13 protein-coding genes are annotated in these 15,744 nt (G+C 59.9%); 8 read left to right on the forward strand and 5 right to left on the reverse strand.

Annotated elements, in window-relative coordinates; translation table 11 throughout:
* Positions 1-91 precede the first annotated feature (91 nt).
* Positions 92-1,033, forward strand: a complete 942-nt coding sequence (gene rbsK, locus ACIX8_RS03850) for a ribokinase (RefSeq protein ID WP_014264006.1) — start codon at positions 92-94, stop codon at positions 1,031-1,033.
* An 8-nt stretch (positions 1,034-1,041) separates the two neighbouring features.
* Here rbsK and ACIX8_RS03855 read toward each other — a convergent pair whose 3' ends face one another.
* Positions 1,042-1,761, reverse strand: coding sequence for an SDR family oxidoreductase (locus ACIX8_RS03855; RefSeq protein WP_014264007.1), 720 nt, complete (start codon positions 1,759-1,761; stop codon positions 1,042-1,044).
* A gap of 82 nt (positions 1,762-1,843) precedes the next feature.
* Here ACIX8_RS03855 and ACIX8_RS25535 point away from each other — a divergent pair, with 82 nt between their 5' ends.
* Entirely contained in the window at positions 1,844-2,782 is a 939-nt protein-coding gene (locus ACIX8_RS25535; RefSeq protein ID WP_014264008.1) for a LysR family transcriptional regulator, read from the forward strand.
* Positions 2,783-2,789: 7 nt separating this feature from the next.
* Here ACIX8_RS25535 and ACIX8_RS03865 read toward each other — a convergent pair whose 3' ends face one another.
* Positions 2,790-3,902 (reverse strand): SPL family radical SAM protein, encoded by a 1,113-nt coding sequence (locus ACIX8_RS03865; RefSeq protein WP_014264009.1) that lies wholly within the window; start codon positions 3,900-3,902, stop codon positions 2,790-2,792.
* 185 nt (positions 3,903-4,087) lie between these two features.
* Here ACIX8_RS03865 and ACIX8_RS03870 point away from each other — a divergent pair, with 185 nt between their 5' ends.
* Positions 4,088-6,169: a phosphocholine-specific phospholipase C gene (locus ACIX8_RS03870; protein WP_014264010.1), complete on the forward strand. Its 2,082-nt coding sequence runs from the start codon at positions 4,088-4,090 to the stop codon at positions 6,167-6,169.
* A gap of 531 nt (positions 6,170-6,700) precedes the next feature.
* Here the strand turns inward: ACIX8_RS03870 and ACIX8_RS03875 are convergent.
* On the reverse strand, positions 6,701-7,585 hold the full coding sequence (locus ACIX8_RS03875) for a sugar phosphate isomerase/epimerase family protein (protein WP_014264011.1): 885 nt from the start codon (positions 7,583-7,585) through the stop codon (positions 6,701-6,703).
* Positions 7,586-7,731: 146 nt separating this feature from the next.
* Here ACIX8_RS03875 and ACIX8_RS03880 point away from each other — a divergent pair, with 146 nt between their 5' ends.
* Complete coding sequence (locus tag ACIX8_RS03880; protein ID WP_014264012.1) at positions 7,732-8,232, forward strand: DUF2062 domain-containing protein; 501 nt, start codon at positions 7,732-7,734, stop codon at positions 8,230-8,232.
* Between the two features lie 108 nt (positions 8,233-8,340).
* Positions 8,341-10,308, forward strand: a complete 1,968-nt coding sequence (locus ACIX8_RS03885; protein WP_014264013.1) for a glycoside hydrolase family 88/105 protein — start codon at positions 8,341-8,343, stop codon at positions 10,306-10,308.
* 97 nt (positions 10,309-10,405) lie between these two features.
* On the opposite strand, the gene ACIX8_RS03890 is transcribed toward ACIX8_RS03885, so the two are convergent.
* Both ACIX8_RS03890 and ACIX8_RS03895 read right to left on the reverse strand, forming a co-directional pair.
* Complete coding sequence (locus ACIX8_RS03890) at positions 10,406-11,164, reverse strand: lysophospholipid acyltransferase family protein (protein ID WP_014264014.1); 759 nt, start codon at positions 11,162-11,164, stop codon at positions 10,406-10,408.
* A 96-nt stretch (positions 11,165-11,260) separates the two neighbouring features.
* Positions 11,261-12,874 (reverse strand): hypothetical protein, encoded by a 1,614-nt coding sequence (locus tag ACIX8_RS03895; protein ID WP_044176126.1) that lies wholly within the window; start codon positions 12,872-12,874, stop codon positions 11,261-11,263.
* A 109-nt stretch (positions 12,875-12,983) separates the two neighbouring features.
* Here ACIX8_RS03895 and rplA point away from each other — a divergent pair, with 109 nt between their 5' ends.
* The 3 genes from rplA (at position 12,984) to rplL (ending at position 15,018) form a co-directional block, all read left to right on the forward strand.
* Complete coding sequence (gene rplA / locus ACIX8_RS03900; protein ID WP_014264016.1) at positions 12,984-13,697, forward strand: 50S ribosomal protein L1; 714 nt, start codon at positions 12,984-12,986, stop codon at positions 13,695-13,697.
* 88 nt (positions 13,698-13,785) lie between these two features.
* Positions 13,786-14,490, forward strand: a complete 705-nt coding sequence (gene rplJ / locus ACIX8_RS03905; protein WP_014264017.1) for a 50S ribosomal protein L10 — start codon at positions 13,786-13,788, stop codon at positions 14,488-14,490.
* Positions 14,491-14,643: 153 nt separating this feature from the next.
* Complete coding sequence (gene rplL, locus ACIX8_RS03910; RefSeq protein WP_014264018.1) at positions 14,644-15,018, forward strand: 50S ribosomal protein L7/L12; 375 nt, start codon at positions 14,644-14,646, stop codon at positions 15,016-15,018.
* Positions 15,019-15,744 lie beyond the last annotated feature (726 nt).

Raw genomic sequence — 15,744 nt, forward strand, 5'->3', positions numbered from 1 at the left:
AAACGGCCATAAATATCAGGGTTTCGCTATACACCTACAGGAAATTTACTCTAGTCTGTTCATCGTTTTAGGAAAGAAAGTCGATCTACGAATGAGTCATAACGTTCTTGTGCTTGGAAGCTTTGTTGCCGATGTGGCGTTTCGCATGTCCCGTCTGCCGGCGTGGGGTGAGACGCTGATGGGAGAGACCTTCGCCCTCGGGCCCGGCGGCAAGGGCTCGAACCAGGCCGTCGCGGCTGCGCGTGCTCTTGCCGGTTCGGATGCAAAGGTGCTGTTTTTGTCCCGGGTAGGAGAGGATGCGTTTGGCACGCTGGCTCGCGATACCTGGAAGGAGGCCGGTGTGGACGCCTCGCTGGTCAGCACCTGCAGCACGGCGACCGGAGCCGCAGCGATTCTCATCGACGCTGTGAAGGGTGAGAACGCGATCATCGTTGTGCCGGGCGCCTGCTTCACGCTTGAGCCTGCCGATGTCGAGAGCGCTGCAGCGGAGATCGGCGCAGCCAGTGTCTTCCTCACCCAGCTTGAGCTTCCGCTCGACACGGTCGAGCGCGGTCTACAGATCGCCCGCAAGGCCGGTGTGCCCACGATCCTGAATCCCGCACCCGCGCCGGCGACTCCGCTGCCGGCATCGCTGATAGGTCTGGCCGATTACCTGATCCCCAATGAGACTGAAGCCGCGTTGCTGACGGGCCTGCCTGTCGAGACGGTCGAACAGGCCGGGCTGGCTGCCGCGGCACTCCTCGCTGCCGGAGCGCGAAACGTGATTCTTACGCTTGGTGCGCGAGGAGCGCTGGTGGCTACAGGCGACGGCCAGACGACGCTGGTTGCTTCTTTCAATGCAGGCCCTGTTCTCGAAACGACGGGCGCTGGCGATGCCTTCTGCGGCGGCTTTGCGACGGCACTTGCCGAAGGGCAGCCGCTGCTCGATGCGGTACGTTTTGGTTGTGCGACGGCGGGTATCTCGGTCACGCGAGCAGGCACCGCACCCTCGATGCCGCATCGGCATGAGATTGAGGGCCTGCTCGCCCGTTGACCGCAGCTCTAGGCGATGACGGCGCCGCCATCGATGACGATGATCTGCCCGGTGGTGAAGCCCGACTGCATCAGGTACAGGTAGGCTTCGGCGATGTCCTGCCCTTCGCCCACCCGGCCCACGGGCAGGGCTTTGGCCTGCTGGGCGTAGAACGCCTCGCGCTCCGACTCGGACATGCCGCTCCAGAGAGCTGTCTTCACCACGCCTGCACAGACCGCGTTGACGCGGATGGGAGCCATCTCAAGCGCCAGAGCGCGAGTCAGTGCCTCCATGGCACCGGCACCTGCGCTGGCGGCACTCCATCCCTTCCAGGGCCTGATGCCGACGATGCCATTGGTGAGCGTGATCGAGCCGCCGGGACGGATATGTGGGAAGGCGAGCTTCGCCGCGATGTACGCTCCCCAGAACCGCACCTCGAAGACCTTGCGAGCCGCTGCGGTGGATGAGAGGTCGGTGGGCAGGCTGTCGCCTGCGGTATACACGAGATGGTCGAACTCTCCGAATCCGTCGAAGAAGCTGGTTACTGCGGCCTCATCGCTGACGTCGAGTGCCACGCCTTCCACGCCGGCGGGCAGCTCCTTCAAGGCCTTCTCGATATTCGCTTTGCTCCTGGAACTGATGACTACCGATGCTCCTTGCTGGGCGGCTGCTTTCGCCGTTGCCAGGCCAAAGCCTGAGGTCCCCCCGAGCACAACAACCTTCTTGTTCTTTAGTTTTCCGATCTCCATGACCATCTCCTTTTTCGTTGGGGCCAACGGCCCACACATAGGATGGGCACGCAGTGCATGTGCGTCATGCATAATATGCATCATGGACATGCGATGGAAGCATCTCCGCCAGGCCGACCTCAACCTCCTTGTTGCCTTTGCCATCTTTGCCGAGGAGTTGAGCATCACGGCAGCGGGCGAGCGGCTGTTTCTCAGCCAGCCTGCCGCCAGTCGCACGCTGCAGCGACTGCAGACACTCTTCAACGATGACCTGCTGATTCGGGGCGCTGGGGGGTATCAACTGACGCCCGCAGGGGTTCGGCTGCAGGCGGAGTTGAATCGTCTGTTGCCACAGCTCGATGGCCTGCTGGGGCATCCCAGTTTCGATCCTGCCAGCGAGGAGGCCAGTTTTCGTCTCTCCGGCCCGGACAATGTGTGTAGCGCTCTCTGTCCGCTGCTCTGCCAGGAGTTGCTGCCCTCTGCGCCCCATGTCGATCTGAATTTTGTGCCGTGGAGCGAGACGAGGATCGGCGATCTCGATCGCGGCCGTCTGGATATCGCGTTATCGAACGATGATGTGCTGATTCCATCGCATCTGCGCGCTCAGGCTCTCTACCAGGAGCGGTGGCACTGCATCGTCTGGCGCGGCAACCGATTGCCGGCGCGGCTTTCCCTGGAGCAGTATCTGGCGGCAGAGCACATTATGGTGTCTACGCTCGATTCCGTGCAGACGATTCCTGATAAACGGCTGGCGGCCCTGGGAAAGACGCGCCGTTCCGCCCTGCGTCTGCCCTACTTCGGCACAGCGCTTGAGTGTCTTCCGCATACGAAGCTGATTCTGACCGCAACGTCATCAATGGCACGCATCGCACGAACGAACCCGGAGCTTCGAGTCATCGCAGCGCCCTCTGAGGTGACTCCGTTTTCCTTTCAGGCCATCTGGCATCCGCGGCTTAACTCGGACCCGGCACAACTCTGGTTGCGGCAGCATATATTTCGTCTTGGCGAGAAGCTGCAACGTTCGCTTGGGGCGAAGGGTTAGCGGGTTTTCAGGCGAAGAGTTGCTGTTGCAGGTCAACCGTATAGACCGGCGCGGGAGTCTTACGGGACGGAGCCTGTGACGTGTCCGCGTCCTGTTCGGGCAGTGACTCTATCGTGCGTTTGCCCAACCCATGCCTTTCGCAGACGCGTTTCACCATCTGGGCCAGTTGACGGCGATAGGGGGCGGCGGCAAAGTCCATCGTGGCAAAGCGGCGGTCATAGTCGGCTGACAGATGAGGAAAGTTTTCGCGAACAAAGTTCAGATACGTCGGGCGCGAACAGGACTTTAGAAACAGGGGACCCGCTCCGAGAAAGCTGGCTCCAACCTCGGCGGCTCGTTTGGCGACGGCATCTACAGAGAGCTCATGGTCGGTAATGCCGGGCAACAGGGGAGAGCACAGGACGCCGGTCATCACTCCGGCTTCACGCAGCTTGCGGACGGCTTCGAAGCGCAAGTCGGGACGGGGTGCGCGGGGTTCCAGCATGCGCGCCAGCGCGGCGTCCGTTGTCGTAATCGTTATGTGGACGACGAGCTTGTTAAGCTTCGCAATCTCCTGCAACAGGTCGACATCGCGTTCGATCAGCGTCGACTTCGTAATGATGCCCAGTTCATAGCCCTGGTTCTTGGCGAAGACCTCCAGCAGGCTTCGCGTGATGCCCATGCGGCGTTCGATCGGCTGATACGGATCGGTGGCCGTTCCCAGGGCGATGACCTCGCGCGGGTCGATGTGCCGAAGCTCCTGCTCGAGTAGCCATGCGGCGTTCTCCTTCAGATAGATCTCGCGCTCGAACGCCAGCGCCCAGGGTTGCTGGGGAGCGTCGTATGTTCCCGGCGCAACCTGGGACACCGGCGAAGGTTGCAGAAACTCATGCGTGTAGCGGGCGTAGCAGTACTTGCAACCGAACTCGCAGCCGCGATAGGGATTGATCGAATACCCCATCCAAAGCTGCCGCTTGGAGTTGGTGCGGTTCAGGATCGACCGGGAGTGCATGGCTTTGAACTCGATCAGGTGGCCGTCGTCGGCGTGCTCGGCCTCCGCTGCCAGCCGGGCCATGCCTACGGGCGCCTGCGACAGAATGGGAAAGAGTTCGGCGGAGTTCTGGGTCTTAGTTTTCGCCATTTATTCGCCTCTTGAGGTCGAGACTATGCTTCCTGGGCGAACGCGTCAAGGGAATAAGGCTATCGAGTGAGGCAACCCTTAACAGGTTGCAGAATTGCAACGCAATCGTCACATCTCCGCAATAAATCGCGCCTATGTTCTGGGGAACGTACCCGCAACAGACTTTTCTGACGAGGTTTTTTGCTATGCCTACTGACCGCCGTACCTTCCTCCAGTTGTTGAGCACGGGCGCTCTCTCCGCTGCTTTTCCGGCCAGCATTGCCCGGGCACTGGAGATTCCAGCCAATCATAAGACCGGTTCCATCAATGACATCGAGCACATCGTCATCCTGATGCAGGAGAACCGCTCCTTCGATCACTACTTCGGTACGCTGCGCGGTGTACGCGGATATGGCGACCCACGGGCCGTTACACTCTCTTCCGGCAAGCCGGTCTGGAATCAGCCCAATGGCTCGAGCGAAGTGCTGCCGTTCCATCCTGGCGCTCCCAACCTCGGGCTGCAGTTCATTCAGGATCTGGCGCACGACTGGACGACGACGCACGCGGCCTGGAACGAGGGCAACAACGATCAGTGGGTGCCGCAGAAGGGCACCACGACCATGGCACATCTGAACCGCAGCGATATTCCGTTCCACTACGCGCTGGCCGACGCCTTTACGATCTGCGACGCCTACCACTGCTCGCTGCTTGGCCCCACCGATCCCAATCGCTACTACATGTGGACGGGATGGGTGGGCAATGACGGTTCGGGCGGCGGTCCGGTCGTCGACAACGCTGAAGCCGGATACGGCTGGTCGACCTTCCCGGAGCGCCTGCAGCAGGCCGGTGTGTCGTGGAAGATCTATCAGGACATCGGCTTGGGCCTGACGGCGGCTGAGTCCTGGGGCTTTACCAGCGATGCTTACATCGGCAACTACGGCGACAACTCGCTGCTCTACTTCCACCAGTACCAGAACGCAGTAGAGGGCAGTGCGTTGGCGAACGGAGCGAAGACGGGAACGGATATCTCGGCTTCGGGCAAGCTGTTCGACAACCTGCGGAGCGATGTGGCCAGCGGCAAGCTGCCGCAGGTCTCGTGGATCGTTGCGCCGGAAGCCTACACGGAGCATCCGAACTGGCCGGCGAACTATGGAGCCTGGTACGTCTCGCAGATCCTGGACGCGCTGACATCAAACCCCGAGGTTTGGAGCAAGACCGCATTCCTCCTGACGTACGACGAAAACGACGGGTTCTTCGATCACGTGGTGCCGCCGACGGTTCCGCAGACGCGGGCACAGGGACTCTCTACGGTCAGTATTGCCAACGAGATCTTCGAAGGCAGCTCCGAATATCCTGCCGGTCCTTACGGCATGGGCATGCGCGTTCCGATGATGGTCATCTCGCCCTGGAGCAAGGGCGGTTGGGTCAACTCGGAAGTGTTCGATCACACCTCGATCATCCGGTTCATCGAGCAGCGTTTTGGCAAGCAGTATCCCGGCTTGCAGGAGTCGAACATTACTCCGTGGCGGAGGGCGGTTGCGGGAGACCTTACCTCGGCGTTCAACTTCGAGTCGCCGAACTCTGCCAACGTGCCGTTGCCGAGCACCGTGGCCTACATGCCACCGGACGATCAGCGTCATCCGGATTACGTGCCCGCACCTCCCGCGGTGCAGGCCGTGCCGGTGCAGGAGTCGGGAACGCGTCCGGCCCGTGCGGTTCCGTATGAGCCGAACAGCTATGCGGTGGTGGATTCCAATGGCTCGGTCGAGATCTTCTTCCAAAGCGCCAGCCAGGCCGCCGTTGTCTTCCAGGTGCGCTCCGGAAACACGCAGACGGCTCCTCGCACCTACACGGTAGGCGGAGGAAAAACTGTCTCCGATACCTGGACGACCTCGGCAACTGCAGGCGCCTACGACCTTTCGGTCTATGGTCCGAACGGTTTCCTGCGCAGCTACAAAGGCAGTGCTTCCGGCGGCGGCAAGGCGAACTTCGAGGTCAAGAGCACCTTCGATCCAGCTCTCAACCTTGTCCTTCTGACTTTCCGCAATCTGGGAGAGACCTGCAAGCTGAACGTCGAAGACACTTACAGCGGAAAGAGCTATTCGGCGCACTTCGTGCATGGACAGACCGTGACCCAACCCTGGCTGCCGACTGAAACCTTTGGCTGGTACGACTTCATCGTTACGGTCGATACCGACTCGAGCTTCGAGCAGCGCCTCTCGGGTCATATCGAAACCGGCCGGGACAGCATGACCGATCCGGCCATTGCGGCGACTCCGAAGCAGTAGGAATTATTGAAGTGCAAACCGGCCCTCAGCGAGATTCGCTGAGGGCCGGTATTTTTGGCTCGTAATTAATACCGTTGCTGTTTATCGCGCGAAGCGCGTTCCCTGACGCTTTAGCGTTAGGGAGTCGGAGGGAGCTATTCATAGCTTTTGTTTTACGTCTCCCCACAAAGGCGTCATCCTGAGCGGAGCGTCCCAGCTTTTGGGGACGCGGAGTCGAAGGACCCCGAGGGCGGTAACCTTGCCCAAATTTTTCACACCTTTTCTACCTCAAGCGCTCGAGCCTGGACGTTAGTGCTGGAAAAGGTCCTAACAGCAAGGGTGGGATCGAGTCCCTCGGGGTCCTTCGACTGCGCACCTCGCAAAAAGCGCGAGGCGCTCCGCTCAGGATGACGCCTTTGTGGGGGCAATACTACCCTGATCCCGTGCTCTTGTTCGCAGCCGAAAGAAGGCCCGGGCCTGAAGGCTACGGCTCCCTCCGCCCCGCAACGCTAAAGCGTCGCGGTTTGCGCTTCGCGCGATTTGCAGACTTACCTAGGCCTTGTATCCCATTCCGGCCAGAACGCCGCGCATATAGGCAAAGCTCTCGGTTGTGCCGGGGAGGGGATTGTCCGGGAAGATCTCGTATTCGAGATCGACGTTGCCGGGGTACTTGATTTTGATGAGTGCCTCAAAGATCTCGCGCACAGGCATAATGCCCTGGCCCACGGCGACCTGGCTTTCCTTGACGTTCGACTGGGCCAGATCCTTCATGTGCACATCGAACAGGCGCGGCCCGACCTTGTGGATGGCGGAGACAACATCGGTTCCCGCGCGCATCGTATGTCCTACGTCGATGCAGCATCCCATGCGGGGGTCCATGTTCTTTACGGCATCCAGCACGGTCAGCGGCGAGGGCCATAGCTTGTCTTCCGGTCCGTGGTTGTGAATGGCGAAGCGGATGTCGTACTCCTTTACAAATTTTTCAATCCTGGGCAGTGTTGCCGCGGTCGGGTCTCCGGCCACAATCACTTTTACGCCTGCTGCTTTTGCGTACTCGAAGTTTTTGCGAACGGCGTCATCGTTGTCTTCCCGGAAGTAGACCGCGCCGACGGCTGTCACCTTGATCCCTGCCGCAGTGTAATCCGCAAGCGCTGCTTTTTCTTCATCGAGCGATGCCATCGGCAGATGGTCTTTGGTGTCCTTGCAGTTCAACAGCGTCAGCCGCAGGTCTTTCATGGCGGCGATCACCTGCGCGCGTGTCAGGGTGCGGAGCGTATAACTCGCGAGCCCAAGCCGGATGGGCGAGGTTTTACCGGGGGCCTCCGTGGGAGAGGCAAGCGCAAGAGCTGCGCCTGTCGGCAGGCAGCCTGCGGCGGCGATGGCAGCACCAGAGCGTAGAAACGCGCGACGACTCGAAGGCGAAGGGGTGTTCTTCATGCCGGAAATCCTACGCGACTCCTTCCTCAATCGTCTACAGCCGGATCGATATTCAAGCGGGTGAGCAGAACCCCCGGTTTAAAAATCAATACGGCCCGTGATATTCCTGAACAGATGCGTTGTATGGGTGGTGGTGCCGGTCGAGGATGATGAATTTAGAGCGATCGGGTTTCTTTCGAAGGCGCGTCGTTGAGCCTGTGCTGCAACTGCTGCGCATGGGGGCGACGCCGCAACGGCTGGCATGGTCGATTGCGATGGGTGTCGTTATTGGCATCAATCCGCTCCTGGGCTCGACGACGGTGCTCGCCCTGGCGGTTGCTTCGGTGTTTCGGTTGAACGTGGTGGCGTCGCAACTCGGCAACCATCTTGTTTATCCATTGGAGTTATTGCTGCTCCCGGTGTTTCTGCGGGTGGGGATCGCGGTCTTTCATTCTCCCGGGCTTCCTCTGGAACGTGAGGCCCTGTTCCATGCGGTCAAGCGGCATCCCTGGGATACGACGCGGCTACTGTGGCGCTGGGAGTGGCATGCGTTGATCGTGTGGCTGGTCTTTGCCGTTGTCGTTGCGCCTCTGCTGCAGATGGTGCTGCGGCCTGTGCTGGAGCACATGCTGGCGAAGCTCCATGCCGAGCCCGTGATGGAGAAGTAGCGGAGGGTGGGGCACCAGTTCTGTTGTTGTTCGAACCCTTGACGCAGCGTGTGCACTTTCCTTTTGGTACTTTCGCTCCGGTATGCTTGTTGGCGTCGAGGTGAATCAATGCGGATGGTAGCAAAGCGGAGTGTGTTGGCAGGAGTTCTTCTGCTGACAAGCGCAGCCTGCACACAGGCCCAAACCAAAGCCAGTGCGGCGCATGCGGCCGGCGAAGCAACGAACCCCGTCGTCGAACGCGTACTGCGTGAGTGGCCCGAGGGCCGCATCACGACCGTTGGGCATCCCGGAGCCTGGGGCTACGAGCAGGGTGTGCTGCTCGACGGCATGATCGCCGAGTGGCGCGTGACGGGCGACGGCAGACTGTTCGATTATGTGAAGGCCGCGGTCGACCGCTCAGTGGACAAGGATGGCGTGATTCGCTTTGATAACGGCGCGCCGTATCCTGTCGACGCGCACTCGATGGACGATATCGAGATGGGCCGCAGCGCCATTGTGCTGTACCGCGTATTGCAGCAGCCTAAGTATTATCTTGCAGCAAAGTTTCTGCACGACCAGATGCAGCAGCAGCCCAAGAATGCGAGCGGCGGCTACTGGCACAAGCAGATCTATCCCGATCAGATGTGGCTCGACGGCGCTTACATGGCGGAGCCGTTTCTCGCCAACTATGCCCGTACCTTCGATCGGCCGCATGAGATGGATGGCGTAGCCGAGCAGCTTCTCCTGATGGATGAGCATATGCGCGATCGCCAGACCGGCCTTCTGCGTCATGGCTGGGATGAGTCGAAGAAGATGGACTGGGCGGACAAGCGCACGGGCATGAGTCCCGAGATCTGGGCACGAGCGATGGGCTGGTATGCCATGGCGCTGGTCGACGTGCTGGAACAAATGCCTGCAGACGATCCGCAGAGAGCGGCTATCGAAGACCTGACGCGCCACATGCTCACCTCCATCGCGCGCTACCAGGACCCCGCGACGGGTCTGTGGTGGCAGGTCATGGACAAGGGCGGTACCAAGGGCAACTACCTTGAAGCCTCGGCGAGCTGCATGTTTGTCTATGCCTTTGCCAAGGGCGTGCGCATGGACGTCCTGCCGCTGAACTACGAGACCAATGTAAAGCGTGGCTGGGCGGGGATTCAGTCGCACTTCGTGAAGCCGGATGGAACGCTCTCCGGAACGGTTAAGGTTGCGGGTCTGGGTGGAAAGCCCTATCGCAGCGGCACGTATGACTACTACATCGGCGAGCCGGTGGGAGACAACGATGCCAAGGGTGTGGGTGCTTATCTGCTGGCGTTGAGCGAGGTCACGCAACATGAGCGTGCGGGCGATCTGCTCGGTAAGGCTCGCGGCAAGACCGTTCTGGTGGACGCGTGGTTCAACTCGCAGCAGCGCAAGGTCGCCGACGGACACATGGAGTTGTTCCACTACAAGTTCTCCGACGACGCGAACAGCGGCTACTCGTTCCTGGGCCGCATGTTTGCTCAGTACGGCATGCGCACGGAGTCGTTGGATCACGCTCCGCGTGCGGCGGATCTTAAAGGGGTCGCGGTTTATGTCATGCCCTCGCCGGACATCACGCTGTGGAATCCGAACCCAAACTATATGGAGAAGGAGAGCGCCGACGCGATTGAGGCCTGGGTCAAGGCGGGTGGTGTGCTGATGTTGATGGAGAACGATGGAGACCACTCCGAGTTCACCCACTTCAACATCCTCAGCGACCGCTTCGGCATTCACTACAACCAGGTCGACCGCAACAAAGAGGTGGGGGCCGACTACTCCACGACACTGGTGCAGATTCCGGCGGGGACGGGTGGGATCTTCCATGAGGGGTACAAGGCGCTGGAGAAAGAGATATGCACCATCACCGTCTCAGGACCGGCGAAGCCTGTCCTGGTTGATAGCGGGGATGTCCTGATGGCGGTTTCGCACTTCGGCAAGGGATTGGTCTATGCCAACACCGATCCGTGGATCTATAACGAGTACACCGATGGGCGCAAAAATCCGCTGGGCGAACAGAACTTTGCAGCGGGGCAAGAGCTTGTGCACTGGATTGTGGGGCAGGCGGTTATTCGGTAGTGTCGCCCAAACTCTGTGATCTCGACCGAAGGCGCGGTTTGCGCCTTCGGTCGAGATCACAAAAGACACTACAGAGGCTATGAAACTTCTCTAGTCCTTATCCTTGAGCCTTCAAAGCCACTACAGCCGCTTGCGCTTCAACTGCCGCGATCTTTCTATGCAGGATCGCCTCTTCGGAGAACGCAATCGGCGATTCTGCAAACTGAATGGTCGCCTTCAACGCATGCAGGCCGCTGAAGCTCCATAAGTGAGAGATCAACGACTGTGGGCCCCAATGAACGTTCTCGCGCAGGGTCTTGCCCTGCGCTACATCCTTCAGCGAAAGCTCGTAGTGGATGAACGCGGCGACGATGGGAACTTCGGCCTCCAGCGTCTGTGCAATCAAGCCACTGCGAAAGGGAAGCGTGGGTTCATCGCCGACTCCAGTGGTGCCTTCGGGAAAGAACACGACGGGCAGGCCATCGCGGAAGCCTTTGGCCATGCCTTCGGCAGCCTTGGCGGCGCTGCCGCCCACGCCACGCGCGACATAGACCGTTCCACTCATCATGCTCATCCATCCCAGCAGTGGCGTGGATCGCAGCTCGATCTTAGAGACAAACACGCAAGGCCGTATCGCCGAGTGGAGAAGGATGTCGACATAGGTGAGGTGGTTGGAGACCACTGCTCCCTGCATGGGGATCGGACCGACGACGTCGAAGCTAACCGCCATCGCGCGCAGCACGCGCCCGCAGAAGTGGCTGAGCCACGCGGCTCGTGCGGCCCGTGTCTTAGGTTGTGTCACGGCGAGTTCAACCGCCGCGTAGCTGAAGTGTGCGATGACCTTTGTCGTTCGATAGAGCTTGCGAAGCAGACTCAAGTAGAGATTCCCTCGATTCGTTCCTCCGCAAAGTGTACCTAAGCTGCAGCCTGGAGGGTTGTAACTGGAACGGGTTGCCACAGGGCGGCGGAAGCGTTATTGACCTGCAGGTGGCTGCGAAGCACGTGGTTTGTAGACGTCGATCAGTTCGGTTCCCGGCACCTGCACATATTTATCCTGCAATTCGTCCTGGATGGCCTGTGGCGTATTGGCTCGAAGGTCATGAACAAAGATCACGGTATCGAATCGATCTTCATCCCAGGCGCGGTTAATCTCGGCGAGATGTCCAAGAGGGTACGAGGTCCCGGGATGCCACCACAGCGGCAGATGCAACGGAGAGACGATGTGGTTGCGGGCGTACATGAACTCGAGATCAGGGCCGAAGAAGACTCGTTGATTTGCGGGGCCTGACGCCAGGGTTCGATCCGCCTCCTGCATGACCGAACCAAATACGGCGCAGTTATGAAACGTGCCGAAGAAGGGATCGTGCAGGGTGATGCGCGCTCCGCAGTCCTCGTTGGCCCAGAGGCCGATCGTCTGCCCACGCTGGCGGGTGGTTCCGGTCAAAAAGCAGAAGTAGACAAGAGGAAGGGTCATCCAGATCAGGCGCCGACGAATGAGAAGCGCGCGGCTGGCCCCTGTCACGGAGAAGAGAGCGATACCGAGCAGAACCAGCGGGGTATCGGTGAGCTTCAGATCGAAGTTGGTGGCCATGCCGAGAATCCCGGTCGCGCACGCTCCCAGGGCCAGCAGGTCGAGTGGACGCTTCAACAGATCGTGGCGTTCGCGCCAGTAGGTAAGCCCAAAGAGCGTGAGTACGGGGGCGATCATCGCGTAGACGCAGAGGTTCGCCAACCCGATGATGGCCGGAACTCCGGGGCGGTTCAACAGGATGCCGTAGACGAGCGGGTGGGGAACCAGCCTTCCGGAGAGCCCTCGATAGCCATCGAGCATGCCCAGCAGGGAGATGTGAGCGGTAGACAGCACGGCCGAAGCCGCTACCAGGGAGGCCGCCAGCGAACCCCAGACGAGCCATTTGGGTGTCCGGGCCATCATCAGCAGGACGAGGCAGAGGAGGATGGGCGGGTAGGCCGTGTTCGGCTTGGAGAGGATCAGCCCGGTCAGGCCGAGGGTCAGGTGCAGGAAGAGTTCGACGCGCAGGAGCGTCGAGGGGTTCTCTCTCTTCAGCAGAACGAACGTCGTCAGGGTGGTGTAGCAAGCGATGCTCTGGGCGATGGAGGCGTGCCAGGGCATATTAATGCTGATGAGCGGGATCATCTGTCCCACAAAGTAGAAGAGGAAGACGAAGAAGGTATCCGTCGTACCCAGGACCGACCGCAACAACCCTGTGAGACGCCAGCCTAAGAGGCAAAGTACGGCAAAGAAAAGTGCTTCCCCCAGCGCCAGGCTGTGCCAGGTTACGCCGAAGTGCCGATACATCGTGGCGATGAACAGATAGAAGGACGGAGGAAAGGTGCAGACAAAGTCACGGCCCGGCACCTGGCCGGAGACGATACGCCAGCCGCTGTCGATCATTTCGCTGAAATCGGAGGCGCCGAAGCGATAGGTGCTCAGCTTCAGGCTGAGGAGGATGCACAGGACTCCGAAGAGGAGCAGCCCGACGCGGCTCACGTGGTAGGTGACAGTGCGCATGGAGAGGGGGATGGCAATTTTAGCTTTGGCGGTTGCTTTTGCCTTTCTGGCTTGCACGCCAAACAGTTTTCCGTCATACTGGAAAGGTTGTCTGCACTCCCGTGCAGACTGGTCGAGACCACGCCCATGCGGAACAGAGCATGAAGGGGTGGGAGACGAGGATTGAATGGCTAAGAAACTTTCCAAGAATTTGACGAAGGCGCGCGCCCTTGTTGAGCCGCGTCCGTACACCATTGGGGATGCGATTCCCCTGCTGCAGAAGGCAAAGTATGCGAAGTTCGACGAGACCGTCGACCTCACCATGCGCCTTGGTGTCGATACCCGCCACGCCGACCAGATGGTTCGCGGCACGGTGATCCTGCCCCACGGTCTGGGCGGTAAGAGCAAGGTTGTTGCGGTCATCGCTTCGGGCGAGAAGGTTCGCGAAGCTGAGGCTGCCGGCGCTGAGTTCTTCGGCGGCGAAGAGCTGGTCGAGAAGATCCAGAAGGAAAACTGGACGGACTTCGACGCTCTGATTGCTACGCCTGACATGATGCGTTCGGTCGGTCGTCTCGGTAAGGTGCTTGGCCCCCGCGGCCTGATGCCGAACCCCAAGACCGGTACGGTGACCACTGATGTTGCTGCTGCGATCCGCGAGATCAAGGCCGGTAAGGTTGAGTTCCGCGCCGATAAGACCGCGCTGGTGCATGTGCCCGTCGGCAAGCTCTCGTTCGATGTCCAGAAGCTGCAGGAGAATGCGCTGACGGTGATCAACTCGGTCGTCAAGGCGAAGCCTTCGGCTGCCAAAGGCAAGTACATCAAGCGCATCGTGCTCAGCTCCACCATGGGCCCCGGCATCGAGCTTGAAGCTGCTGTTGCCGAGGTTGCTACCAAGGCGTAGTTCTGATCCTCTAGATTTTCCCGCGCGTAGTTCGCGCAATAAGACTTGAGCCGGATTTACAGGCCGGCAGCGAAGGTTAGGTTTCCCCATGGCATTGACCAAGGCGAAGAAGAACGCAAAAGTAAAACAGCTGGCCACCGAGCTTGAAACCTCGACGTCAGCCATCATCGGCACCTTCAAGGGGCTCACGGCGTCGAAGGACTTCGAGCTCCGCAAGGTGATCCGCGCGGCGGGTGGTAACTACCACGTTGTCAAGAACAAGCTGGCGGCGAAGTCGGCCGAGGGCACCAAGGTTGAGGCTGCGTTGCAGGGTCTCAAGGGTGTTTCCTCTGTTGCTTACACCTCCGGTGACCCGGTTGCGCTGGCAAAGGCGCTTTCGACCTGGGTGAAGGACAACGCAGAGTTCACCTTCAAGCTCGGCATCGTCGACGGCAAGGTAATCGACGTTGCCCAGATCGACTCGCTGGCAAAGCTTCCCGGCAAGGAAGAGCTCTTCTCGAAGCTCCTCTTCCTCATCCAGTCGCCCGCACAGCGCCTGGCTACGGTCATCAACGCCACCGGTCGCAATCTGGCTGTCGTGGTCAATATGGCCGCGGAGCAGGGCAAGTTTGGCGCACCGGCAGCTCCGGTAGCGGCGGCTGCACCGGTCGCAGAAGCGCCTGCGGCTGAAGCTGCGGCAGCTCATGTCGAGGAGTCGGCGGCAGGTGAGCAGCCCTCGGGTGCGGAACAGCCTGAGAATGGCACGGCTTCACAGGCTGGCGAAGCTGCCAGCTCGGAAGCGGCCGAAGGCTAACAACTTTCGTCGCGATCTTCGACGGGTGCGCAGTCTGGGCGCAACGGAAACCTGAAGAGATTGCGGCAACTCGGGGCGGAAGTCGGTCCCGGGAGATGCAAATCAGCAGTAAAGACTTTAGTTGTAAGAATTTAGCAATAAATGGAGAGAATCATGGCGGACATTCAGCAGTTGGAAGATCAGATCGTTAGCCTCAGCCTGCTTGAGGCTTCAGAGTTGGTGAAGAAGCTCGAAGAGCGCCTCGGCGTTTCGGCAGCAGCAGCAGTTGCAGCAGCCCCCGCGGGCGGCGGTGCAGCAGCAGCGGCACCGGCAGAAGAGAAGACCGAGTTCACCGTCATCCTCAAGGATGCAGGCGCGAACAAGATCAACACCATCAAGGCTGTACGCGAAGTCACCGCTCTTGGCTTGAAGGAAGCCAAGGACCTGGTCGACGGCGCTCCCAAGCCCTTGAAGGAGAACATCTCGAAGGAAGACGCGGCTGCCATCGCCAAGAAGTTCGACGGCGTCGCGACTGTCGAGATCAAGTAACAGCTTTTCGACGAGCTTTGCGGACCTGTATTTTTGGGTTCGCAAAGCCTCGGCTTGCACGCCGGGGCAGATATGCGGTATCCTCATCGATGGGGATATCCGTAGCTGCCTCGGTGCGCAGCATTTTTGCAAGCGGATCTCTAAAAATTTAGTTTCAACGCATTTTTAGCAGCTTTCGTGCAATTACTAGCTTTACACCGGTTCATCCTGGCAATGCGAAGCAGGTTATGGAGCCGGCCACCTTACGGTTCGAGCGGCGGGCCCGCAAGGTGAAACGTGTGACAAGCGGCAATCTCTTGAGGCCTCGGCCAGGTCTCAAAGGGCGGCGACAATCCACAGCAACTGTACTTATCCAGCACTCAGGAACGCATTTGCGCTCTCCGGGCACACTGCCCCGCAGGGCGTTTTCGTCATTTCTGGAACCCGTTAGTCCCCTGGCCCCATGTTTTCCGCTGAGGCTGGCGGTGCGTGTGGTTGTTTTGTAGCAGCTTTCCGCTTGTGGATTCTCAAGACGAATTCAGAACGGAAGCAACATCAAGTTTTCACCCCGCAGAATGCTTCGCTGGGGTTCGCAACATGCGCTAAAGGAGTGGTCGCTGCGAGGAGCGGCTGCACCGGAATAGGCGCACAAAGAGTCCAACGAGAGGGTGCGCTAAACAGCGCATTTTCTCCCTTCTGAACCGGTTGCCGGTCTGCCTTGTGCAGTGTCAGCGACTTTTAGAGGGC

This window comes from Granulicella mallensis MP5ACTX8 (assembly GCF_000178955.2).
In the GTDB taxonomy this organism is placed as follows: domain Bacteria; phylum Acidobacteriota; class Terriglobia; order Terriglobales; family Acidobacteriaceae; genus Granulicella; species Granulicella mallensis.